General features: G+C 38.3%; 16 protein-coding genes. 7 read left to right on the top strand and 9 right to left on the bottom strand.

What is annotated here, in order from left to right; genetic code table 11:
• Positions 1-8: 8 nt before the first annotated feature.
• Both ODE14_RS05075 and ODE14_RS05080 read right to left on the bottom strand, forming a co-directional pair.
• On the bottom strand, positions 9-458 hold the full coding sequence (locus ODE14_RS05075; protein ID WP_263603202.1) for a peptidylprolyl isomerase: 450 nt from the start codon (positions 456-458) through the stop codon (positions 9-11).
• 37 nt (positions 459-495) lie between these two features.
• Positions 496-1,530, bottom strand: a complete 1,035-nt coding sequence (locus ODE14_RS05080; protein WP_248393161.1) for an acyl-CoA reductase — start codon at positions 1,528-1,530, stop codon at positions 496-498.
• 59 nt (positions 1,531-1,589) lie between these two features.
• On the opposite strand from ODE14_RS05080, the gene ODE14_RS05085 reads away from it, so the two are divergent.
• The 7 genes from ODE14_RS05085 (at position 1,590) to ODE14_RS05115 (ending at position 9,024) form a co-directional block, all read left to right on the top strand.
• Entirely contained in the window at positions 1,590-1,940 is a 351-nt protein-coding gene (locus tag ODE14_RS05085; RefSeq protein WP_034682968.1) for a 4Fe-4S binding protein, read from the top strand.
• 118 nt (positions 1,941-2,058) lie between these two features.
• Positions 2,059-3,123: a 3-phosphoserine/phosphohydroxythreonine transaminase gene (serC, locus tag ODE14_RS05090; RefSeq protein WP_263603203.1), complete on the top strand. Its 1,065-nt coding sequence runs from the start codon at positions 2,059-2,061 to the stop codon at positions 3,121-3,123.
• A gap of 120 nt (positions 3,124-3,243) precedes the next feature.
• Entirely contained in the window at positions 3,244-4,206 is a 963-nt protein-coding gene (locus ODE14_RS05095) for a D-2-hydroxyacid dehydrogenase (RefSeq protein WP_263603204.1), read from the top strand.
• A gap of 3 nt (positions 4,207-4,209) precedes the next feature.
• Positions 4,210-5,454 carry a DUF1015 domain-containing protein gene (locus tag ODE14_RS05100; RefSeq protein WP_263603205.1) on the top strand — a complete coding sequence of 415 codons (1,245 nt, stop codon included), beginning with the start codon at positions 4,210-4,212 and terminating at the stop codon, positions 5,452-5,454.
• A gap of 52 nt (positions 5,455-5,506) precedes the next feature.
• Complete coding sequence (locus ODE14_RS05105) at positions 5,507-6,913, top strand: M28 family peptidase (RefSeq protein WP_263603206.1); 1,407 nt, start codon at positions 5,507-5,509, stop codon at positions 6,911-6,913.
• A gap of 129 nt (positions 6,914-7,042) precedes the next feature.
• Positions 7,043-7,507 (top strand): hypothetical protein, encoded by a 465-nt coding sequence (locus ODE14_RS05110; protein WP_263603207.1) that lies wholly within the window; start codon positions 7,043-7,045, stop codon positions 7,505-7,507.
• Between the two features lie 161 nt (positions 7,508-7,668).
• A complete protein-coding gene (locus ODE14_RS05115; RefSeq protein ID WP_263603208.1) occupies positions 7,669-9,024 on the top strand; it encodes a M20/M25/M40 family metallo-hydrolase in 1,356 nt (451 codons plus the stop codon).
• 20 nt (positions 9,025-9,044) lie between these two features.
• Here the strand turns inward: ODE14_RS05115 and ODE14_RS05120 are convergent, their stop codons facing one another.
• From ODE14_RS05120 to ODE14_RS05150, 7 genes are all read right to left on the bottom strand, one after another.
• Positions 9,045-9,227, bottom strand: coding sequence for a hypothetical protein (locus ODE14_RS05120; RefSeq protein WP_263603209.1), 183 nt, complete (start codon positions 9,225-9,227; stop codon positions 9,045-9,047).
• 1,935 nt (positions 9,228-11,162) lie between these two features.
• A complete protein-coding gene (locus ODE14_RS05125; RefSeq protein ID WP_263603210.1) occupies positions 11,163-12,326 on the bottom strand; it encodes a retropepsin-like aspartic protease in 1,164 nt (387 codons plus the stop codon).
• 135 nt (positions 12,327-12,461) lie between these two features.
• Positions 12,462-13,037, bottom strand: coding sequence for a hypothetical protein (locus ODE14_RS05130; protein ID WP_263603211.1), 576 nt, complete (start codon positions 13,035-13,037; stop codon positions 12,462-12,464).
• 180 nt (positions 13,038-13,217) lie between these two features.
• Positions 13,218-14,630, bottom strand: coding sequence for an FG-GAP repeat domain-containing protein (locus ODE14_RS05135; protein ID WP_263603212.1), 1,413 nt, complete (start codon positions 14,628-14,630; stop codon positions 13,218-13,220).
• Between the two features lie 78 nt (positions 14,631-14,708).
• On the bottom strand, positions 14,709-15,746 hold the full coding sequence (locus ODE14_RS05140) for a peptidylprolyl isomerase (RefSeq protein ID WP_263603213.1): 1,038 nt from the start codon (positions 15,744-15,746) through the stop codon (positions 14,709-14,711).
• 81 nt (positions 15,747-15,827) lie between these two features.
• Positions 15,828-16,337 (bottom strand): FKBP-type peptidyl-prolyl cis-trans isomerase, encoded by a 510-nt coding sequence (locus tag ODE14_RS05145; protein ID WP_248393131.1) that lies wholly within the window; start codon positions 16,335-16,337, stop codon positions 15,828-15,830.
• 672 nt (positions 16,338-17,009) lie between these two features.
• Positions 17,010-18,080: a branched-chain amino acid aminotransferase gene (locus ODE14_RS05150; protein ID WP_248393130.1), complete on the bottom strand. Its 1,071-nt coding sequence runs from the start codon at positions 18,078-18,080 to the stop codon at positions 17,010-17,012.
• Positions 18,081-18,109 lie beyond the last annotated feature (29 nt).

Here is an 18,109-nt window from a genome sequence, read left to right on the forward strand (position 1 = left end):
CTCATGAGCTACTCTGCATATTCAGGTTTTACCCCAAGAATTTTACCATCATTTTCAAAAATTACATTGATAATATCCCTCGGCGGAGTCTGCTGATCATCGGCATATTTATATTGAATGATCGGATAGGTTTCATTTTCGTACAATTTCTGATAGCCGGATTTGTACACTACCATTTTCCGTTCAAAGCTTATTCCGCCTGATAATTTTGAAATTATATCATCAGACATATAATAGGCTATTTTATCAGAAACCAGAATTTTGATTTTTCCTTTGTCCGAAGATTTCAGCGCAGCAACAAATTTCATGAAGGCCTGATTATATAAATCAACTTTATCCTTACTTAATTCCGAGGTAAGCTCTATCTTCTTGCTCTCAACAATCTTTATACTGCTCTTTTGCTGGGAAACAGCCCAGTGAAAGGCAAAAAACGCACCTATAAAAAGTATTTTTTTCATGTGAATCTATGATTGGTTGATAGCAAGATACGAAGAATTATATTACTGATAAAAATTTCATCGTATCAACATTATCGGCGTACGTATCAAGACCCGGGTTTTGAGCTTCACCCAAAGCAACGGAGTTTAATCCCAATTCTTCCTTCGCCACAACACACTGAATATTTTCTTCATTTTCAGCAATGAAGTCCTTTACTTCATCCAGAGAAGAATATCTGCTGAAATTAATAACCGAAAGCGGACTGAACAGCTTATCGTCTTCTTTCAGCATCACAAAATTATTATCCCAGAATTTTTCCTGGTTTAAAAGATAAACCGCCCTGTTATAATCGTAATTATTCGCGTATTTATTATGATTGATAATATCCTGAAAACCAATGAAACTTTCAAAAAGCCTGTCAATAACATAATCTTGCGGAATTAAAAGGCGGGTTACATTTCTGCAGCCTAACCCGAAATACCGGAAAATGTCTTCAGCCAGAAGCTTCAGTTCATCTTCTGTTTCATCACCTTTGATTACGGCAACAGACGTTCTGTTCTTTCTGATGATGTGTAGATGATTTTTAAAGTAATACTCGAGATACCGTGCCGTATTGTTGCTTCCCGTAGCAATTACCGCATCAAAATTTTCGAGCCTTTCCACAAATTCAAATGTTACATTTTCATCGGAAAATTCTTTCCATTTTTTAAGTAAAAAAGGAATCATATAACGATCTTTTGAAGACAGTTTTATTATTGGAATATGATTGCTCAGTACCACGGAGATCACATCATGAAATCCCACAAGAGGAATGTTGCCGGCCAAGATGAGCCCTACTCTTTTTGATGTTTTGGAAATGGAATATTCTTTAAGCCAATTATTTATATTTTCATCCGTCAGCAGATCAGCCCATTGTTTCAAAGCAAATTTCTGGTTCTCAACCGTAAACCAGGGGTTCTCAATTTCAGACTTCTTTATCAAAAGTTCAAAATCAACATCATTTTCGTTATAATTTTCAGATTTTTTTGATAAAAATGCTTTTATATAATCACTAAGCCGTATAAGTCCTAAAACTTGATTTTCAATATTCATAAGTACTGCAAAATTGGGGAATATTTTGTAATTTTGTGCAAATTTAAAAAAAATTAGCGATGGCTATTAAAATAACTGATGAATGCATTAATTGCGGAGCCTGCGAACCGGAATGCCCGAATAATGCAATTTATGAAGGAGCAGTCGACTGGAAAGCTTCAGAAGGTACAGAACTCAAAGGTACCGTAACATTACCATCAGGTCTTACGGTAGATGCAGATGCACCGCAGGAACCGGTAAGTGATGATGTCTATTTTATTGTAACAGACAAATGTACGGAGTGCAAAGGCTTCCATGAAGAGCCGCAGTGTGCTGCAGTATGTCCGGTAGACTGCTGTGTTCCGGATGAAGATCATGTAGAATCTGAAGAAGCACTGCTTAATAAAAAAGCATTCTTACACGGAGAATAAAAACTGCCGTCTCATTCATTATGAGACGGTTTTTTATATCCGAAATCCTATATTTTATCAATACATTATAAATGAAGCCGTAAGATGAATCTATTGCGGCAGCCAAAAAATCAATAATATGAGCAAAAAACACAACTTTAGCGCAGGACCATGTATTTTACCTCAGGAAGTTTTCGAAAAATCGGCACAGGCCATTTTAGATTTCAACGGAATCGGCTTGTCTCTTCTGGAAATATCCCACAGAAGCAAGGATTTCGTGGCGGTAATGGATGAAGCACGCGCCATTGTAAAAAGACTGATGAATCTGGGTGATGATTATGAAGTGTTGTATCTGGGCGGTGGTGCAAGCCTTCAGTTTGCTATGGTTCCGTATAACCTGATGAAGGTGGGCGGAAAAGCAGCCTATCTTGATACGGGAACCTGGGCAGCAGGAGCCGTTAAAGAAGCTAAAAAAGTAGGAACTGTTGATGTAGTGGGCTCTTCCAAAGAGGAAAACTATTCTTTCATTCCAAAAGATTACACAGTAGGTTCAGAATACGATTATTTTCACTGCACGTCCAATAATACCATCTATGGAACCCAAATGAAATCTTTCCCGGAAGTAGACACGCTGATGGTTTGTGACATGAGCTCAGATATTTTCTCAAGACAATTAGATTTCTCAAAATTTGATCTGATCTACGCCGGAGCACAGAAAAATATGGGCCCTGCAGGAGTGACTTTAGTAGTAATCAAAAAAGAGATCTTAGGCAAAACAGGAAGAGAAAACATGTTCTCCATTTTGGATTATTCCCAGCATATTGCTAAAGAATCAATGTACAATACGCCTCCGGTTTTCCCGGTATATGCGTCTTTGCTGACTTTGCAGCATCTTGAACAAAACGGCGGAATTGCAGGAGCTGAAGCCCGAAATGAGGCAAAAGCAAAATTATTATACGACGAAATAGACCGCAACCCGCTTTTTGAAACATTCTGTGTAAAGGAAGATCGTTCCCTGATGAATGTTTCCTTCAAGATTACCGATGAAAGCAAAAAAGAAGCATTCGATAACGCATGGAAAGCTGCAGGAATAAGCGGATTAAACGGACACAGAAGCCTTGGAGGTTACCGTGCAAGCCTTTACAATGCTTTACCGATCGAAAGTGTTCAGGTATTGGTAGATGTCATGAAATCGATCAAGTAATTAAAGATTAAAAATTCAGAGATTAAAAAATGAATACCATTATTTTAAATTTTCTTAATTTGCGAGCCGATTTGGAATTTTTAAATACATTAATTTTTTAAATCTTAAATCAAATAAAAAATGAAAGTTTTAGCTAACGACGGTATTTCCAAAGCAGGTGAACAGGCATTAAAGAATGCAGGAATTGAAATTCTGGATAACAGGGTTGCGCAGGATCATGTCATCAATTTCATCAACGAAAATAACGTTGATGTTCTGCTGGTAAGAAGCGCTACCAAAGTAAGACAGGATCTGATAGATGCCTGTCCAGGCCTCAAAATCATCGGAAGAGGCGGTATCGGAATGGATAATATCGACGTGGAGTATGCGATTGATAAAGGACTGTATGTCATCAATACGCCGACTGCTTCATCGAAATCCGTTGCAGAACTTGTTTTCGGGCATTTTTTTTCACTGGCAAGATTTCTTCATGAATCCAACAGACTGATGCCGCTGGAAGGGGAAACCCATTTTGATGCAATGAAAAAGTCGTTCAGCAAAGCACATGAACTTTCAGGAAAAACATTAGGAGTAATCGGCTTTGGAAGCATAGGTCAGGAAGTAGTGAAAATGGGAATTTCTCTGGGAATGAAAGTCATTGTTCTCACAAGAAAACCAAAAACAAAAGTTCTTACGCTTGAATTTTTTGACGGTCAGACTTTAAATTTTGAAATTACTTCTACCAACGATATGGATGCATTCCTTAAAGAAGCAGACTTTATCAGCATCAATACTCCGAAAACAAATGAATATATCATAGATACTCCCCAATTTGAAAAAATGAAGGATGGAGTCTATATCGTAAATACTGCAAGAGGCGGTGTCATCAATGAAGTATCCCTGATCGATTTTATCGAATCCGGGAAAGTTGCCGGCGCTGCACTGGACGTTTTTGAAAAAGAACCCAATCCGGAAGTTCTTCTGTTGATGAACCCTGCTCTGTCCCTGTCTCCGCACGTGGGCGGAAATACGGTAGATGCCCAGGAAAAAATCGGGGTGGAACTTGCAGAACAAATTATCAAAATAAAAGAAACTATACAATAAAATATGCCTGTTTTTAAACCTTTTCGCGGAATAAGACCTCATAAAGACTATGAGAGTACTTTCCCTACTCACCCTCTTGATAACTTCACACAGGAAGAGATAGCGGAAAAAGCTCAAGTTGAAGATACTTACATTAATATGATAAAACCTTATGTTGTAAGTAAATCCAAAGATATTGATAGGAATTTAAGAAAAATCCGTTCTACATTTGAAGAACTGATGGACGAAAATAAGCTCGTTCAGGACAATTCGGCCTATTATCTTTATGAGCAGATCTATCCCAACAAACAGGTTTTCAGAGGACTTTTAGGATTGGCTAGTATTGAAGATTTCTGGAACGGAAAGATTAAAAGGCACGAAAGTACCATTCCGCAGAAAAAAGAAAAGCTTGCGCATTACCTGGAAAAAGTAAACCTTCAGGCAGAACCGGTTTTGCTTACCTACCCTGCTAATTCGAAGATTGAACTTCTCATGAACCATGAGGAAAAAAACGTTCCGATCTTTAACCACGTTGATACCAAAGGAATCAGGCATAAAATCTGGAGGATCGACAACCGTCTTAAATTACAGCAGTTCAAGGAAGTGATTGATCAGATTGATTCTTTTTATATTGCAGACGGCCACCACAGAATAGGTTCTACGGCACTGAATGCCAAACATCAGAAAGACAAAAACAAAAGACATAACGGAACAGAACTTTACAACTTCGTCTACAGCTTTATCGTTTCCAACCAGTCTATTAAAATCCATGATTACAATAGAATCGTAACGGATCTTAACGGACTGTCAAACGAAGAATTTTTAAAAGAGCTGGAAACCTACTTCCTTATCCACGAAAAAGGAGAAACGCCCTATTTCCCTTCGCAGAAATTCCATATCTCAATGTACATGGATGGTAAATTCTACTCACTTCACGTAAAACATGACCTGCGTTCACAGGAAATGTCTCTTGATAACCTGGATCACCACCTTCTTGATAAATATGTTTTCAAAAATATTTTGAAAATTGAAGACCCGGACAGCTCTGAAAAAATCGATTATATCAAAGGAACATCGAATATTGAAGGAATCGGCCATCTCAAAGAAAGAATTGATAGCGGTGGTGGCAAAGCGGGATTCGGAATTTATCCAGTAAGCTTTAACGATATGATTAAAATTTCCGATTTAAAGCTGAGTATGCCTCCGAAATGTACATTCATTGAACCTAAATTGGTTACTGCACTCCTGATGTACGATATGAAACAATAAATACTAACCATTTTTTCCTTACTTTTAGCATGGAAAAAGAACGGTAAAATAAATGAAAAAGATCTTCATTATCATTCCACTCTTTTTGGGTGGATTTTTATTTTCTCAGAAAAAACCGGTAAAAAAACCGGTAAAAAAGACTGCCATCACCCAAAAACTCAACTATCATGATGAGTTTAAAAAAATTTCGGATGAAATCATGGTGAACGGTATGGCCTATAACAATCTGGGAGAACTTACCAAAGGGATCGGTCCACGCTTCAGCGCTACTCCGGGATATATGAAAGCAGTGGAATGGGCTGAAAGAAAGCTGAAAGAAATAGGTGTGGAAATGATCTGGAGGCAGCAAGCAAAAGTTCCGGTCTGGATAAGAGGAAGAGAATCTCTTCAGATAAAAGCAGGAAACGGAGACTGGAAAAATATCAGGATGCTGTCTTTCGGCAACTCTGAAGGCACCGGAGGAAAAGATCTTACCGGAGAAATCATATTGATCAGCACTACTTCAGAATTGAATGCCATGTCGATAGGTCAGCTGAAAGATAAGGTCGTTTTTGTAAACCTTCCTATGGACCCGAAAATTATCAATACAAGTGATTCCTATCTTATTGCCGCAAAATCAAAGCTGATTTCACCTTCTGTGATAGCCAAAACTGGAGCAAAAGCATTAATCATACGGTCATTAACCACCGCTAGCGATGATACGCCACATGCAAAGATGATTTATTATGAACCGGATGATAAAGTAAAAATTCCGGCTCTCACCATAGGAGCCAAATCGGCAGATGAACTTGAAAACCTGCTGAAAAAGCAGAAAGTTACCGCTAAAATCAACATGACCGCAGAATCGAAAGGCGAAACTACCAATCCCAATATCATTGCGGAAATTCCCGGTAAAAAAGATTCTAAAGTAATCGTTCTGGGTGCTCAACTTGATTCCTGGGATTTTGGAGAAGGTGCAATTGACGACGGTACCGGTGTTGCGCAATGTATTGAAGTTTTAAGAACCTTCAAAGCTCTGGGTATTGAAAATAATCACACCATAAGAGTTGTATTGTATGCAAACAGTGAAAATGGCGGACAAGGCCGTGAAATGTATGCTGCTTACGTGAAAAAGAAAGAGGAAAAACACGTTTTTGCGTTAGGAACAGATGCCGGAGGATATTCCCCAAGAGGATTTTCACTGGATATGTCTCCTCAGAGGCGAAGACAGATCTTTGAATGGAAAAACTATTTCCTTCCTTACGGAGTCTATGATTTTGACCAGACAGATGCCATTCAGGATATTTCGCCATTGAAAAAGCTTGATATTCCACTGGCTGAACTGGTGGTTGATACGCAAAGATATTTCGATTACCATCATTCCGTGGAAGATACCTTTGATAAGGTAAATAAAAGAGAACTTCTTCTCGGCGCTGTCGCCATGACACAGATGATTTTTATAATCGACAACAACTGGTAGCAATAAAATGGAAATTTAAATAACTCTTATATCGCAGGAAAAACGAAGTTTCATACAAAATTTGTATCTCAAATATAAAGAACTTTGTGCAACCTTGCGTTTTATAAAAATAACCACTATAAATATTACATGGAAATCATCAAACCTGACCTGAAACCTGAACTTCTTGCCGATACCAAAACCAAAGCACTCTATGAACAGCTGCAACACCTCCTGAACGAGCTTGAGAAAAAGAAAATTTCGGAAGAAACAGTACAAAAGATCAACAGCGAGACCGCAGCAATCAGCGCCACTTCTTTAAGGGATAAAGATTTATATAAAATGCTGAAACAAAAGCAAACCGGCATCATCAAACTTCTTGAAAAAGAACATAAAATCGTCCCTAAAAACTACTACCGCAATTTATGGCTGGCTGCAGGGATGGGCGCGTTCGGGCTTCCAATTGGTGTTGCATTCGGGCTGCTGATGGGAAACATTGCACTGCTCAGTATCGGATTACCTATCGGGATGGGCATTGGCGTTGCCGTCGGCACTTCTCTTGATAAAAAAGCTGAAGCGGAAGGAAGACAGCTGGATGTTGAAATTAAAGCTTAACAGGAAAGACATCAACAGATAACTAATTTATTTATAACATTAAAAAATATAAGATTTTAAATATTAGTTTAATGATTTTAATAAATTAATTTAAAATTATTATATGCTTCTTTCACTAAGAAGTTCCCCATCAAACCAATTATAATTAGTATTGAAAATATATGAAAAATATTTTAAGCACCATTCTTTTAGCCGGAACCATCGCTGTTTCCGCACAGGTAAAAGAAGACTCCATACAGTTTGCAAAAATTTCCACGGAAATTTTAAATAAAGGAAAAGGATATACGGAATTAAGAGAGTTAACCAAAAATATCGGTCACCGTCTCAGCGGTTCAGAATCCTACGAGAAGGCCGTACAATGGTCTGCACAAAAACTTCGGGAAGCCGGAGCAGATAAAGTGTGGCTCCAGGAAGTGATGATTCCGGTCTGGGTGAGAGGAAAAGAATCTCTGTACATCAAAACAGCAAAAGGAAACTGGAAAAGCTTAAAAATGCTTTCGTTGGGTAATTCCGAAGGAACCGGCGGCAAAGACGTTTCCGGCGAGATGATCATGGTGCGCTCGATGGAGGAATATGAAAAACTTTCTCCGGAACAGGTGAAGGATAAAATTGTTTTCTTCAATTATCCTTTCAGCCAGTCGTATATCGAAACATTCTTAGGATATAGCGATGCTGCGAAATACAGAACAACTGCCGCTTCTTTAACTGCAAAAAAGGGCGGTAAGTTTGCCATAATCCGTTCACTTTCCTCGGCATTTGACGACGTACCGCATACCGGGGCAATGCGTTATGCAGATGAACAAAAAATTCCTGCCGTTGCCATCGGAAGCACTACTGCAGATGAACTTGCCGAACTGCTGCAATCCCAAAAAGTTACGGCAAAGCTTAATTCCAACTGTGGGATGAAAGGCGAAAGGCGCTCCCACTCTGTTATCGGAGAAATTACCGGTAAGAAAGATCAAAGCGCCATTGTCGTCGGCGGACATCTCGATTCCTGGGATGTGGGGGAAGGAGCTCATGATGACGGCGCTGGAATTGTTCAGAGCATCGAAGTATTGAGGACTTTTAAAAACCTGGGAATCCGGAATAACCATACGATCCGGGTGGTGTGTTTTGCCAATGAAGAAAACGGAGTTAGAGGCGGTGTTCAGTACGGAAAAACTGCCAAAGAAAGCAATGAGAAACATCTTTTCGCCATAGAATCCGATGCGGGAGGATTTACCCCGAGAGGAATTTCCCTGGATATGGATCCGGAAAAAAGAAAGCAGATCCAAAGCTGGTCGGAACTTTTCTTACCGTACGGAATTTATGATTTTAAAAACACCTATTCCGGGACGGATTTATATCCTCTTCATGATATGGGCATTCCTGCGGCAGAGCTGGTTCCGGATTCTCAGCGGTATTTTGATATTCACCACACAGAAGAAGATACGTTTGAAAAGGTAAACCGCCGGGAACTTCTTTTGGGCGCAGTAGCCATGACCCAGCTTATTTATATGATTGATAAAAACTGGTAAATATATTCAACCGTTCTTTTTTAAGAGCGGTTTTTTTGAGATGATTTCTTAGCATACTTTCCCGAAAACCTGTCGCACCCTAGTAATGAACTTTCGGGTGTTACCGAAAGGCTGCTGCACCCTGCAGGAAGCTTTCCGGTAACCGGGAAAGTTCCACGCACCCCTGCAATGACTTTTCCGGGAACCGGGAAAGGTTGTTGCACCCCTGCAGCAGATTTCCCGGATGATTGATATTATAACATTAACGCTATGTCTGCAAGGCGATATTTTATTGTTTGTTAATTTACGCTCGCAAGGACACTCTGTTCAGCAAGTGATAGCAATGCTGATTCAAAATTGTTAATCTTTAAAATACATCTGTCATTTGCTAAGTAGAACGTTTTTGCGAACGGAAATAGACGCAAGATATAATTAATAACCAAGCGTTCTTTGCGATAAAAAATAAAGTTTTCTTATTTTTAATACTATGATCGCAATGCAATGTTATTATGTATGAATTCAATCGCAAAGATGATGATAAATAACCGTATTATTTAAGGAGCAAAGAGTAATCAACAAGTTGATTTGAAAGCTCATGATTTAATCTGGATTATCTGTAGGATCTGCGGGACTAATTAAAAAATGATTGATATTATATACATTAACGCTAAGTCCGCAAGGCGATATTTTATTGTTTGTTAATTTACGCTCGCAAGGGCACTCTGTTCAGCAAGTGATAGCAATGCTGAATTCAAAATTGTTAATCTTTACATCTTTCATTTTCTGAGTGGAATGCCTTTGCGAACGGAAATAGACGCAAGATATAATTAATAACCAAGCGTTCTTTGCGATAAAAAATAAAGTTTTCTTATTTTTAATACTATGATCGCAATGCAATGTTATTATGTATGAATTCAATCGCAAAGATGATGATAAATAACCGTATTATTTAAGGAGCAAAGAGTAATCAACAAGTTGATTTGAAAGCTCATGATTTAATCTGGATTATCTGTAGGATCTGCGGGACTAATTAAAAAATGATTGATATTATATACATTAACGCTAAGTCCGCAAGGCGATATTTTATTGTTTGTTAATTTACGCTCGCAAGGGCACTCTGTTCAGCAAGTGATAGCAATGCTGAATTCAAAATTGTTAATCTTTAAATACATCTTTCATTTGCTGAGTAGAACGCCTTTGCGAACGGAAATAGACGCAAGATATTAATTAATAACCAAGCGTTCTTTGCGATAAAATAAAGTTTTCTTATTTTTAATACTATGATCGCAATGCAATGTTATTATGTATGAATTCAATCGCAAAGATGATGATAAATAACCGTATTATTTAAGGAACAAAGAGTAATCAACAAGTTGATTTGATAAAGCACATGATTTAATCTGGATAATCTTTGGGATCTGCTGGACTAATTAAAAAATGATTGATATTATATACATTAATGCTAAGTCCGCAAGGCGATATTTTATTGTTTATTAATTTACGCTCGCAAGGGCACTCTGTTCAGCAAATGATAGCAATGCTGAATTCAAAATTGTTAATCTTCAAAATACATCTGTCATTTGCTGAGTAGAACGCCTTTGCGAACGGAAATAGACGCAAGATATTAATTAATAACCAAGCGTTCTTTGCGATAAAAAATAAAGTTTTCTTATTTTTAATACTATGATCGCAATGCAATGTTATTGTGTATGAATTCAATCGCAAAGTTGATGATAAATAACCGTATTATTTAAGGAGCAAAGAGTAATCAACAGGTTGATTTGAAAGCTCATGATTTAATCTGGATTATCTGTAGGATCTGCGGGACTAATTAAAAAATGATTGATATTATATACATTAACGCTAAGTCCGCAAGGCGATATTTTATTGTTTGTTAATTTACGCTCCCAAGGGCACTCTGTTCAGCAAATGATAGCAATGCTGAATTCAAAATTGTTAATCTTCAAAATACATCTGTCATTTGCTGAGTAGAACGCCTTTGCGAACGGAGATAAGCGCAATATTTAATTAAATAACCAAGCATACTTTGCGCTAAAAATTAAAAAAGATTAATTTGTTTCTCCCGCTGATTTTGCTGATTTAGCAGATTTATGGTAGGATAAAAACTGTTCCGATTATTATAAGCATCATTAGAAAAACTACTTCAGATACACCTTTTTATTCATTTGTATATCAATAATCTTACCGCCTCGTTTTATCTGTAATTTGAGGCGATCCAGATCCTTTTCCACGCGGTTAATGAAATAATAACACGACTTTTCTTTATCAAGATTCTGGAAAGAAATTCCGTTCATGCTGAGAATAGCGTCCCCGATTTTCAGTGGAAAATTGTCTTCTTCGAAAACAAAAGTTACCATCGCATTGCCATTGACAAACCTATAACTGAAACCGAACGACTCAAGAGTTGAAGGACTTTTGGCGATTCTTTTCATGTAGATTTTGCTGTTTTTCCAGTCGAGGATGAAGGTGAAATCTTTAAAGAATTCATTCCCGATAAGATCCGTTTTTCCTGAGCCTATCTTTTCATCCTGAAACACTGTATTTCCCATTTTCAGGGAATCGGCACGGAAAATATATCCAGCTGCCGGAGTGGCGGTCCCGAAAGCGCCGGTAGTACGTGTCCCGAAAGTTTTGATCACATGCTGAAAGATTTTGGGATCAATGCCATCGCCGGAAATTTCCAGCCTGCCTGTAAACCCGGTATCGAAAGTCAGTTTTATATCTTTATGGAGAAGCGATGCGGTAATGACAGGCGTCTTTTGCGGCTGACTGTCAAAAGGAATCACAATGTCATAATCCTGAACGTTAAAATTGGAAAGATCTGCAGAAGCATCCAGGGTGTTTTCGGAATAGTTGACTTTCCAGAAGAGTTTTGCCATCTGATTGGCTCCGATAATGCCATCCACTTTCAGGCATCCCAGTTCCGCTGAGTTTAGATCAAGTACAATAGCGCCTACGTTTTTAAAAACAAGGTTGTCCACTTTCATTTCCGGAAGTTCGGTGAAGATCTGCTGCTGCACCTTTTCATCAGAATCTTTAATGGATCTTTTGTATTTTTTCCTGAGGTTGAGTTCTTTGTAAATCGCCTGGGAAATAACCGTCGGCGCCCCGGAATCGAAAATAAAATTGTAGGTTTTCCCGCTGATGTTCACCTTTACAAACGGCAGGTTGTTTTCATATCTCAGGCCGACTTTTTCAACAGGCTGCTGCAGCTGTACCTCCCCTTTTTCAAAAAAAAATTTCCCCTGTCCGAAAACCGTAACTGCTGAGAATAGAAATAAGGTGTAAAGGATTTTTATCATGGGCTTATTTTATGGCTAAAATAAGATTTTTGTGGGAAATGTAAAATCATTAAACTTACCTTTGTAGCTTAAATTCATCATTTATTATGTAAAAAGCCATCCCAACGGACGGCTTTCAATAAAAACATTTAAATTCTATATTTTATCCAAAATCTTTTTCGGAAGCACTTTTACCAATTGCGGTTTGTATTCCTTTTCGACAATCACAAACTTCCAGTTTTTGCGGTCTTTGGAAACGGCACAGGCTTTCATATTCGTATTGATGGTGTAGATGCCTTCTTTTGACAGATATTTCACGTTGTTTTTCCCGTATCTTTTTTCCAGCATGGTGTTGACCTGCTTTTTCATATCGTCATTCAGGGAAGACATATTGCATTTCATGGTAAAATAATAATGGGCAATGGAGAAATATTCCCCGTTGATGAGTTCCGCCTTTTCAATATTCCCGAATTTCAGGTTGCTGACTTCAATCTTCATGAAGGGATTGTTGTACGTCATGTTCAGGATCTGGGTCATCTGTTCCTTCGGAACAACGGTAAAGAATTTCGGGTAAATATAGCCGACAGCCTGGTCGATTTTTTTAGTCATCACCGAATTCATGAAATAGGAAAGGCTCTTTTTAATGGCTGCATCGTCGGGATTCTGCTTTGCCTGAGCAAATGTTAAAGAGGAGATCAGGACGAATACAAACAGCAGTGATCTGGTTTTCATAATTTTACTATTTTTTATGTACGTCAGCTCGGTGTTTTTCATAATACAACTGAGAAATGCATCAACTTATTCAGATAATTAACTTTCCAATACGAACTTTCAAAACCTATCCGAAGTGACATTGGATTTTGGCTGATAGGTCGTGGAATTCGGTGGAATCGTTACAAAGTGATTTCTACATTATTTTTTGATAAAAGAGGTCATCACCTGTTTTGCATTCGCATTCCTGGATGCATGTAAAGCCAATATGTATTTTCCGGCTGATAAATTCCTAATATCAATGTCTTTGCCGTTCAGGTTACCGGATGTGATCATTCTTCCTGACATATCATAGATATTATACCTGTCAAATACTGAAACTCCTTTTATGCTAATATAATCGGTTGCAGGATTCGGATAGATCGCCAATGAATATTTTTTTTCAACCTCTTCGTTTGCCAGAACTGCACTTATGTTATATAAAATATCCAAGCCGACATTATAATCAGCAATTACAATGTCTTTTTTGCCGTCATTATTAATATCACCAACCGCAACGCCATCTTCGTTATAACTCGTAGCATAAGCCACCGGAAATGACTGATAGCCGTTGGCATAATTCCCCGATGTATTTTGGGAATACACCGTTACTTTACTCCAGCCTCCGTGAGCAGCAATAATTTCGTTCTTCCCGTCATTATTGAGATCTGCAATTTTTACGGCATCAGGAAGTTCATAAGCCGGAATTTCCCCCTGGTCTGCATAAAGTGCACTGCCGGAAACCTGATGTAATATCCTGATCTTAGAATTTCCGTTCGATCCTTTACAAAGAATCAGATCCTTCTTAGTATCATTGTTAATGTCTCCTAACGTCATACCGTCGTACGTCTGGCCTGTATCAAATACTACGGGATTGGGATTCAATGTATTTCCTACAGAAAAATAGGTATACACTGCATGCAGATTCGGGATATGGATTACCAGGTCATTGCTGGCGTCATTATTCATGTCAGCAATTTCTACCATCGGAGCCGGATGAAAATAAGCATTTGCAGGCTTAGGAATTGTAAAAGTCTGGAAAGTTCCGGGTGTATTCTGCTGATATAACACCTGAATATTCTGCCAGTTGGAAAGAACAATATCATTTCTGCCATCCCTGTTCATATCCGCAATTCTTACTCTTTCATTGGTTTCAGAGATGGGAAAGGTAATTATAGGATCCAACGTTCCGGATGCATTCTGGTAAAAGATCCCGTAAAAAGAGGATGGCGATTTGATTCCGACAATGATATCATTTTTCCCGTCCTGATTAAGATCCCCGATGTCAATAGAACCTATGTTTTTAAAATCACTTGCGTAAGGATATCTGACCGGTGCATCCAGCGTTCCATTTACATTTTGCAGATATACCAAAATCGAATGATTATTTATACTTGAACCGTAATTCTGCAGCCCTAAAACCACATCATTAAGTCCGTCATTATTTACATCTCCTATTTCCACAACTTCCGGCCAGGATTCTGTCCATTTGTTTTCATAGGGCAAAAAGCTGATTTGTGAAAAAGCATTATTAAAAAACAATAAAAGGATGATTAAATAGTATTTTTTATTCATGGTTATTTTAATCTTGGGTTAAATCGTTAAAAAGCCATCCTTACGGACGGCTTTTCAATTATATGGTAAGTTTTTTGATTATTTTACTTTTACCAGCTCAACATCGAAGATCAGCCATGCATTTGGCGGGATTACCCCTCCTGCCCCTCTTTCTCCGTAGCCCATTGCCGGCGGAATCAATAAGGTAGCGGTTTCACCTTCTTTTAATAAAAGGATACCTTCGTCCCATCCTTTAATTACTCTTCCCATTCCGATCGGAATTTCAATCGGCTCGTTTCTTTTGAATGAAGAATCGAATTCGGAACCGTCAACCAATTTTCCGGCATAATGTACGGAAACATTATCACCTGCTTTGGGAGCTTTCCCATCGGTAGTTTTGGTGATTTTATAATACAGCCCGGATTCGGTTTTCTGCATTCCGGCTTTCATATCTTCCACCATTTTTTCCTGGTTGGCTTTGAATTCTTCTTCTTTTTTCTTCTTATCGGCTTCTTCTTTTGCTAAATACGCTTTGTTGCTTTCTGCGATTTTTGCTTTTCCTTCCGTGAAGGTTTTTGCAGCGTCGTAGTTTTTATACTCGTCTCCTTTGCTGAAGACAGACACTTTTTCCAATACGATATCTGTTTTAGGCTTATCCTGAGGCCCTTTCTCTACATTGGCAATCGCATCAATTACTTCTTCTCCTTTTACTACTTTGCCGAAAATGGTGTGTCTTCCGTCTAACCATGGTGTAGCCACTTCTGTGATGAAGAACTGAGAACCGTTGGTATTCGGTCCTGAGTTGGCCATGGAAAGAATTCCTTTTCCGGTATGTTTAAGATCGTTTCTTTCGTCCTCGAATTTATACCCGGGATCTCCCATTCCCGTTCCCTGAGGGTCTCCTCCCTGGATCATGAAATCTTTGATCACTCTGTGGAAAATAGTTCCGTCATAGTAAGGAACTCCTTTGGCTTTTGCCTTGTTGTCGATTTTCCCTTCTGCAAGACCAATAAAATTGGCTACAGTTACAGGTGCTTTTTTGTCTTCAAACTTTACGATCATATTTCCTTTCGTTGTCTGAAGATTTGCATACAGTCCGTCATTAAGACCTTCGTAAGTTTCTTTGTCTACGTTCATTTTTTTATAAATTGGTGTACAACTCATGAGCGAAATGCTTGCCGCTGCCAGAATTATATTCTTGTTAAACAATTTCATTGATTATAATGCTTTTAATTTTATGATTAAAGGGATATCATTATCGATCTTCTTCTCATCTCCGTATGTACCGTAGGCAAGCGCCGAAGGAACCAAAAGCGTAACTTCTTCCCCATCATGGATAAAACGCAAAGCATCTTCTACCGCTTTCAGCTCATCAAAGTGTCCGAATCTGGCATCTCTTCTCTGCACCGGCTGGTCATAGATCTTTGTCTGATCGAAATCATAAAGATCGTACGAATACGAAATGAAAGTATCATCCTGCCTTCTCTGTCTTTGATCAAACCCCTGAACATTTACCCAGTAATTCAGCTGGGTAGGATAATATTTTACCGGCTGGCCGCTGATCCATTCCTGGATGTGATATCTTTCCTGGCTGTTAAGGTTTTTCATCCTTTGTTTGGATACATCAAGATCATTTTTGCTGAGCACACCTCCTACGGGTGGATGCGTCTGCGTATTCTTGCTGCAGCTGAATAAGCCGAGAATCGATATGAAGAGTATTTTTTTCATAAACTTTTGCGAAAATACACATTTCGGAAATGATTAACAAAACTTGTAAAGTAAAGTTTAAATATTTCACAAATATGAAGAGTAAGAATTTTTGACGTTTCTTATTAATACATGTGCCGTTTGATTTTTTCAGGAGCTTTTTCACGCTTTCCGCACTCGCTATTTTTCAGTTTTTGGGCGGCGGCTTCATGCCTGCCTAAAAACTGAAAAATGAGCTCAGACAATTGCTGCAATCGCGGCTAGGAAAGGTGGAAAGTGAATGATCAATCGTGAATTTTAAAAATTAACCGTTTACTCAAGAAGTGAAATTCATCATTCAGTAGTGTTACTTTTCAGAACCACCCCGTCAAAATTCTCAGGAATTTTGACACCCCTCCAAGGGAGGGGAATTTTCACGTTCATTATGACTCGTTTAAAATTAATTCCAATTTGTAAGGATCTAAACCAAGTAAAGGCTTTATACAATCATGTTGAGATGCTTTCACACTCCAATTGTCATTGTGTAAGGATCTAAGCAGGCAAAGTATTTATAACAAGTTATATTAAGATGCTTGAACTACTTCCACCTAAAGATTTTGGCATAAACAACCTCATGAAAAACAAATAACAAACATAGTAAAAGCAATAAAGCCGGGAAAATCCCGGCTTTTATTTATTTAGAGTTTAAAAAAATTAAACAGTTTCTAAAACATGGTCTACCTGCACTCTCCATCCGAAAGGATCTTCCGAGAGGTTATTCTGCAGGCTTACCAAATCATTTTTAAGCAATTCTGCATAACTCTCTTCACTGGATAATTTTGGCAATTCAAGCTTTTCTCCCTGATATCCTAACGCTTCAAAAACTGTTGTTACCACAGCTGTTCCTACGCCCCATACTTCTTTCAGGGTTCCGTTTTTCTGAGCTTCAATAACGTCTTTTACTTTAATAGGCTCAATTTTCACTTCAATACCTCTTTTTTTAGCCAACTGGATAAAACTGTCTCTGGTAACTCCGTCCAGGATTTTCTCTGAAGTCGGTGGTGTATAGATGGTATCGTTAATTCTCACAAAAACATTCATCGTTCCGCTTTCCTCGAAGTATTCGTGAGTAGCATCATCTGTCCAGATAATCTGCTCATACCCTTCTTCAATGGCAAGTTGTGTAGGATAGAAAGATGCAGCATAGTTTCCTGCTGCTTTTGCAGAACCTACTCCTCCGCTGGCCGCTCTTGAATAGTGGTCTGAAATTTTTACGGAAACCGGAGCTGTATAGTAGCTTTTTGCCGGTGTTGCAACGATAGCAAACATATATTTATTCGATACTCTTGCTTTCAATGCTTCTTCTGTTGCGAAAATTAAAGGTCTGATATATAAGGACATTCCTTCTCCGTGAGGAATCCAGTCTCTGTCAATATCAACCAAAGCTTTTAATCCATCAAGGAACATTTCTTCCGTTACTTCCGGCATCGCTAGACGTTTTGCCGACTTATTGATACGTTCAAAATTCTTTTCGGGCCTGAAAAGGAAAACCTGTCCGTCTTTGTCTTTATAGGCTTTCATACCTTCAAAACAAGCTTGTCCGTAGTTTACCCCCATCATCGCAGGCGTAAACATCAGTGGACCATAAGGAACCAATTTTACATCACCCCATTTTCCGTCCTCATACTCACAGATGATCATGTGATCAATAAAAGTATTACCGAAAGAAAAATTGTTTGGATCGAATGTAGAAATTCGGGAGTTTTCAGTTTTTTGAATTATCATTTCTAAAATTTTTTATGATGTTCTACAAA

The sequence above is a fragment of the Chryseobacterium sp. PET-29 genome (assembly GCF_025736815.1).
Taxonomy (GTDB): domain Bacteria; phylum Bacteroidota; class Bacteroidia; order Flavobacteriales; family Weeksellaceae; genus Chryseobacterium; species Chryseobacterium nepalense.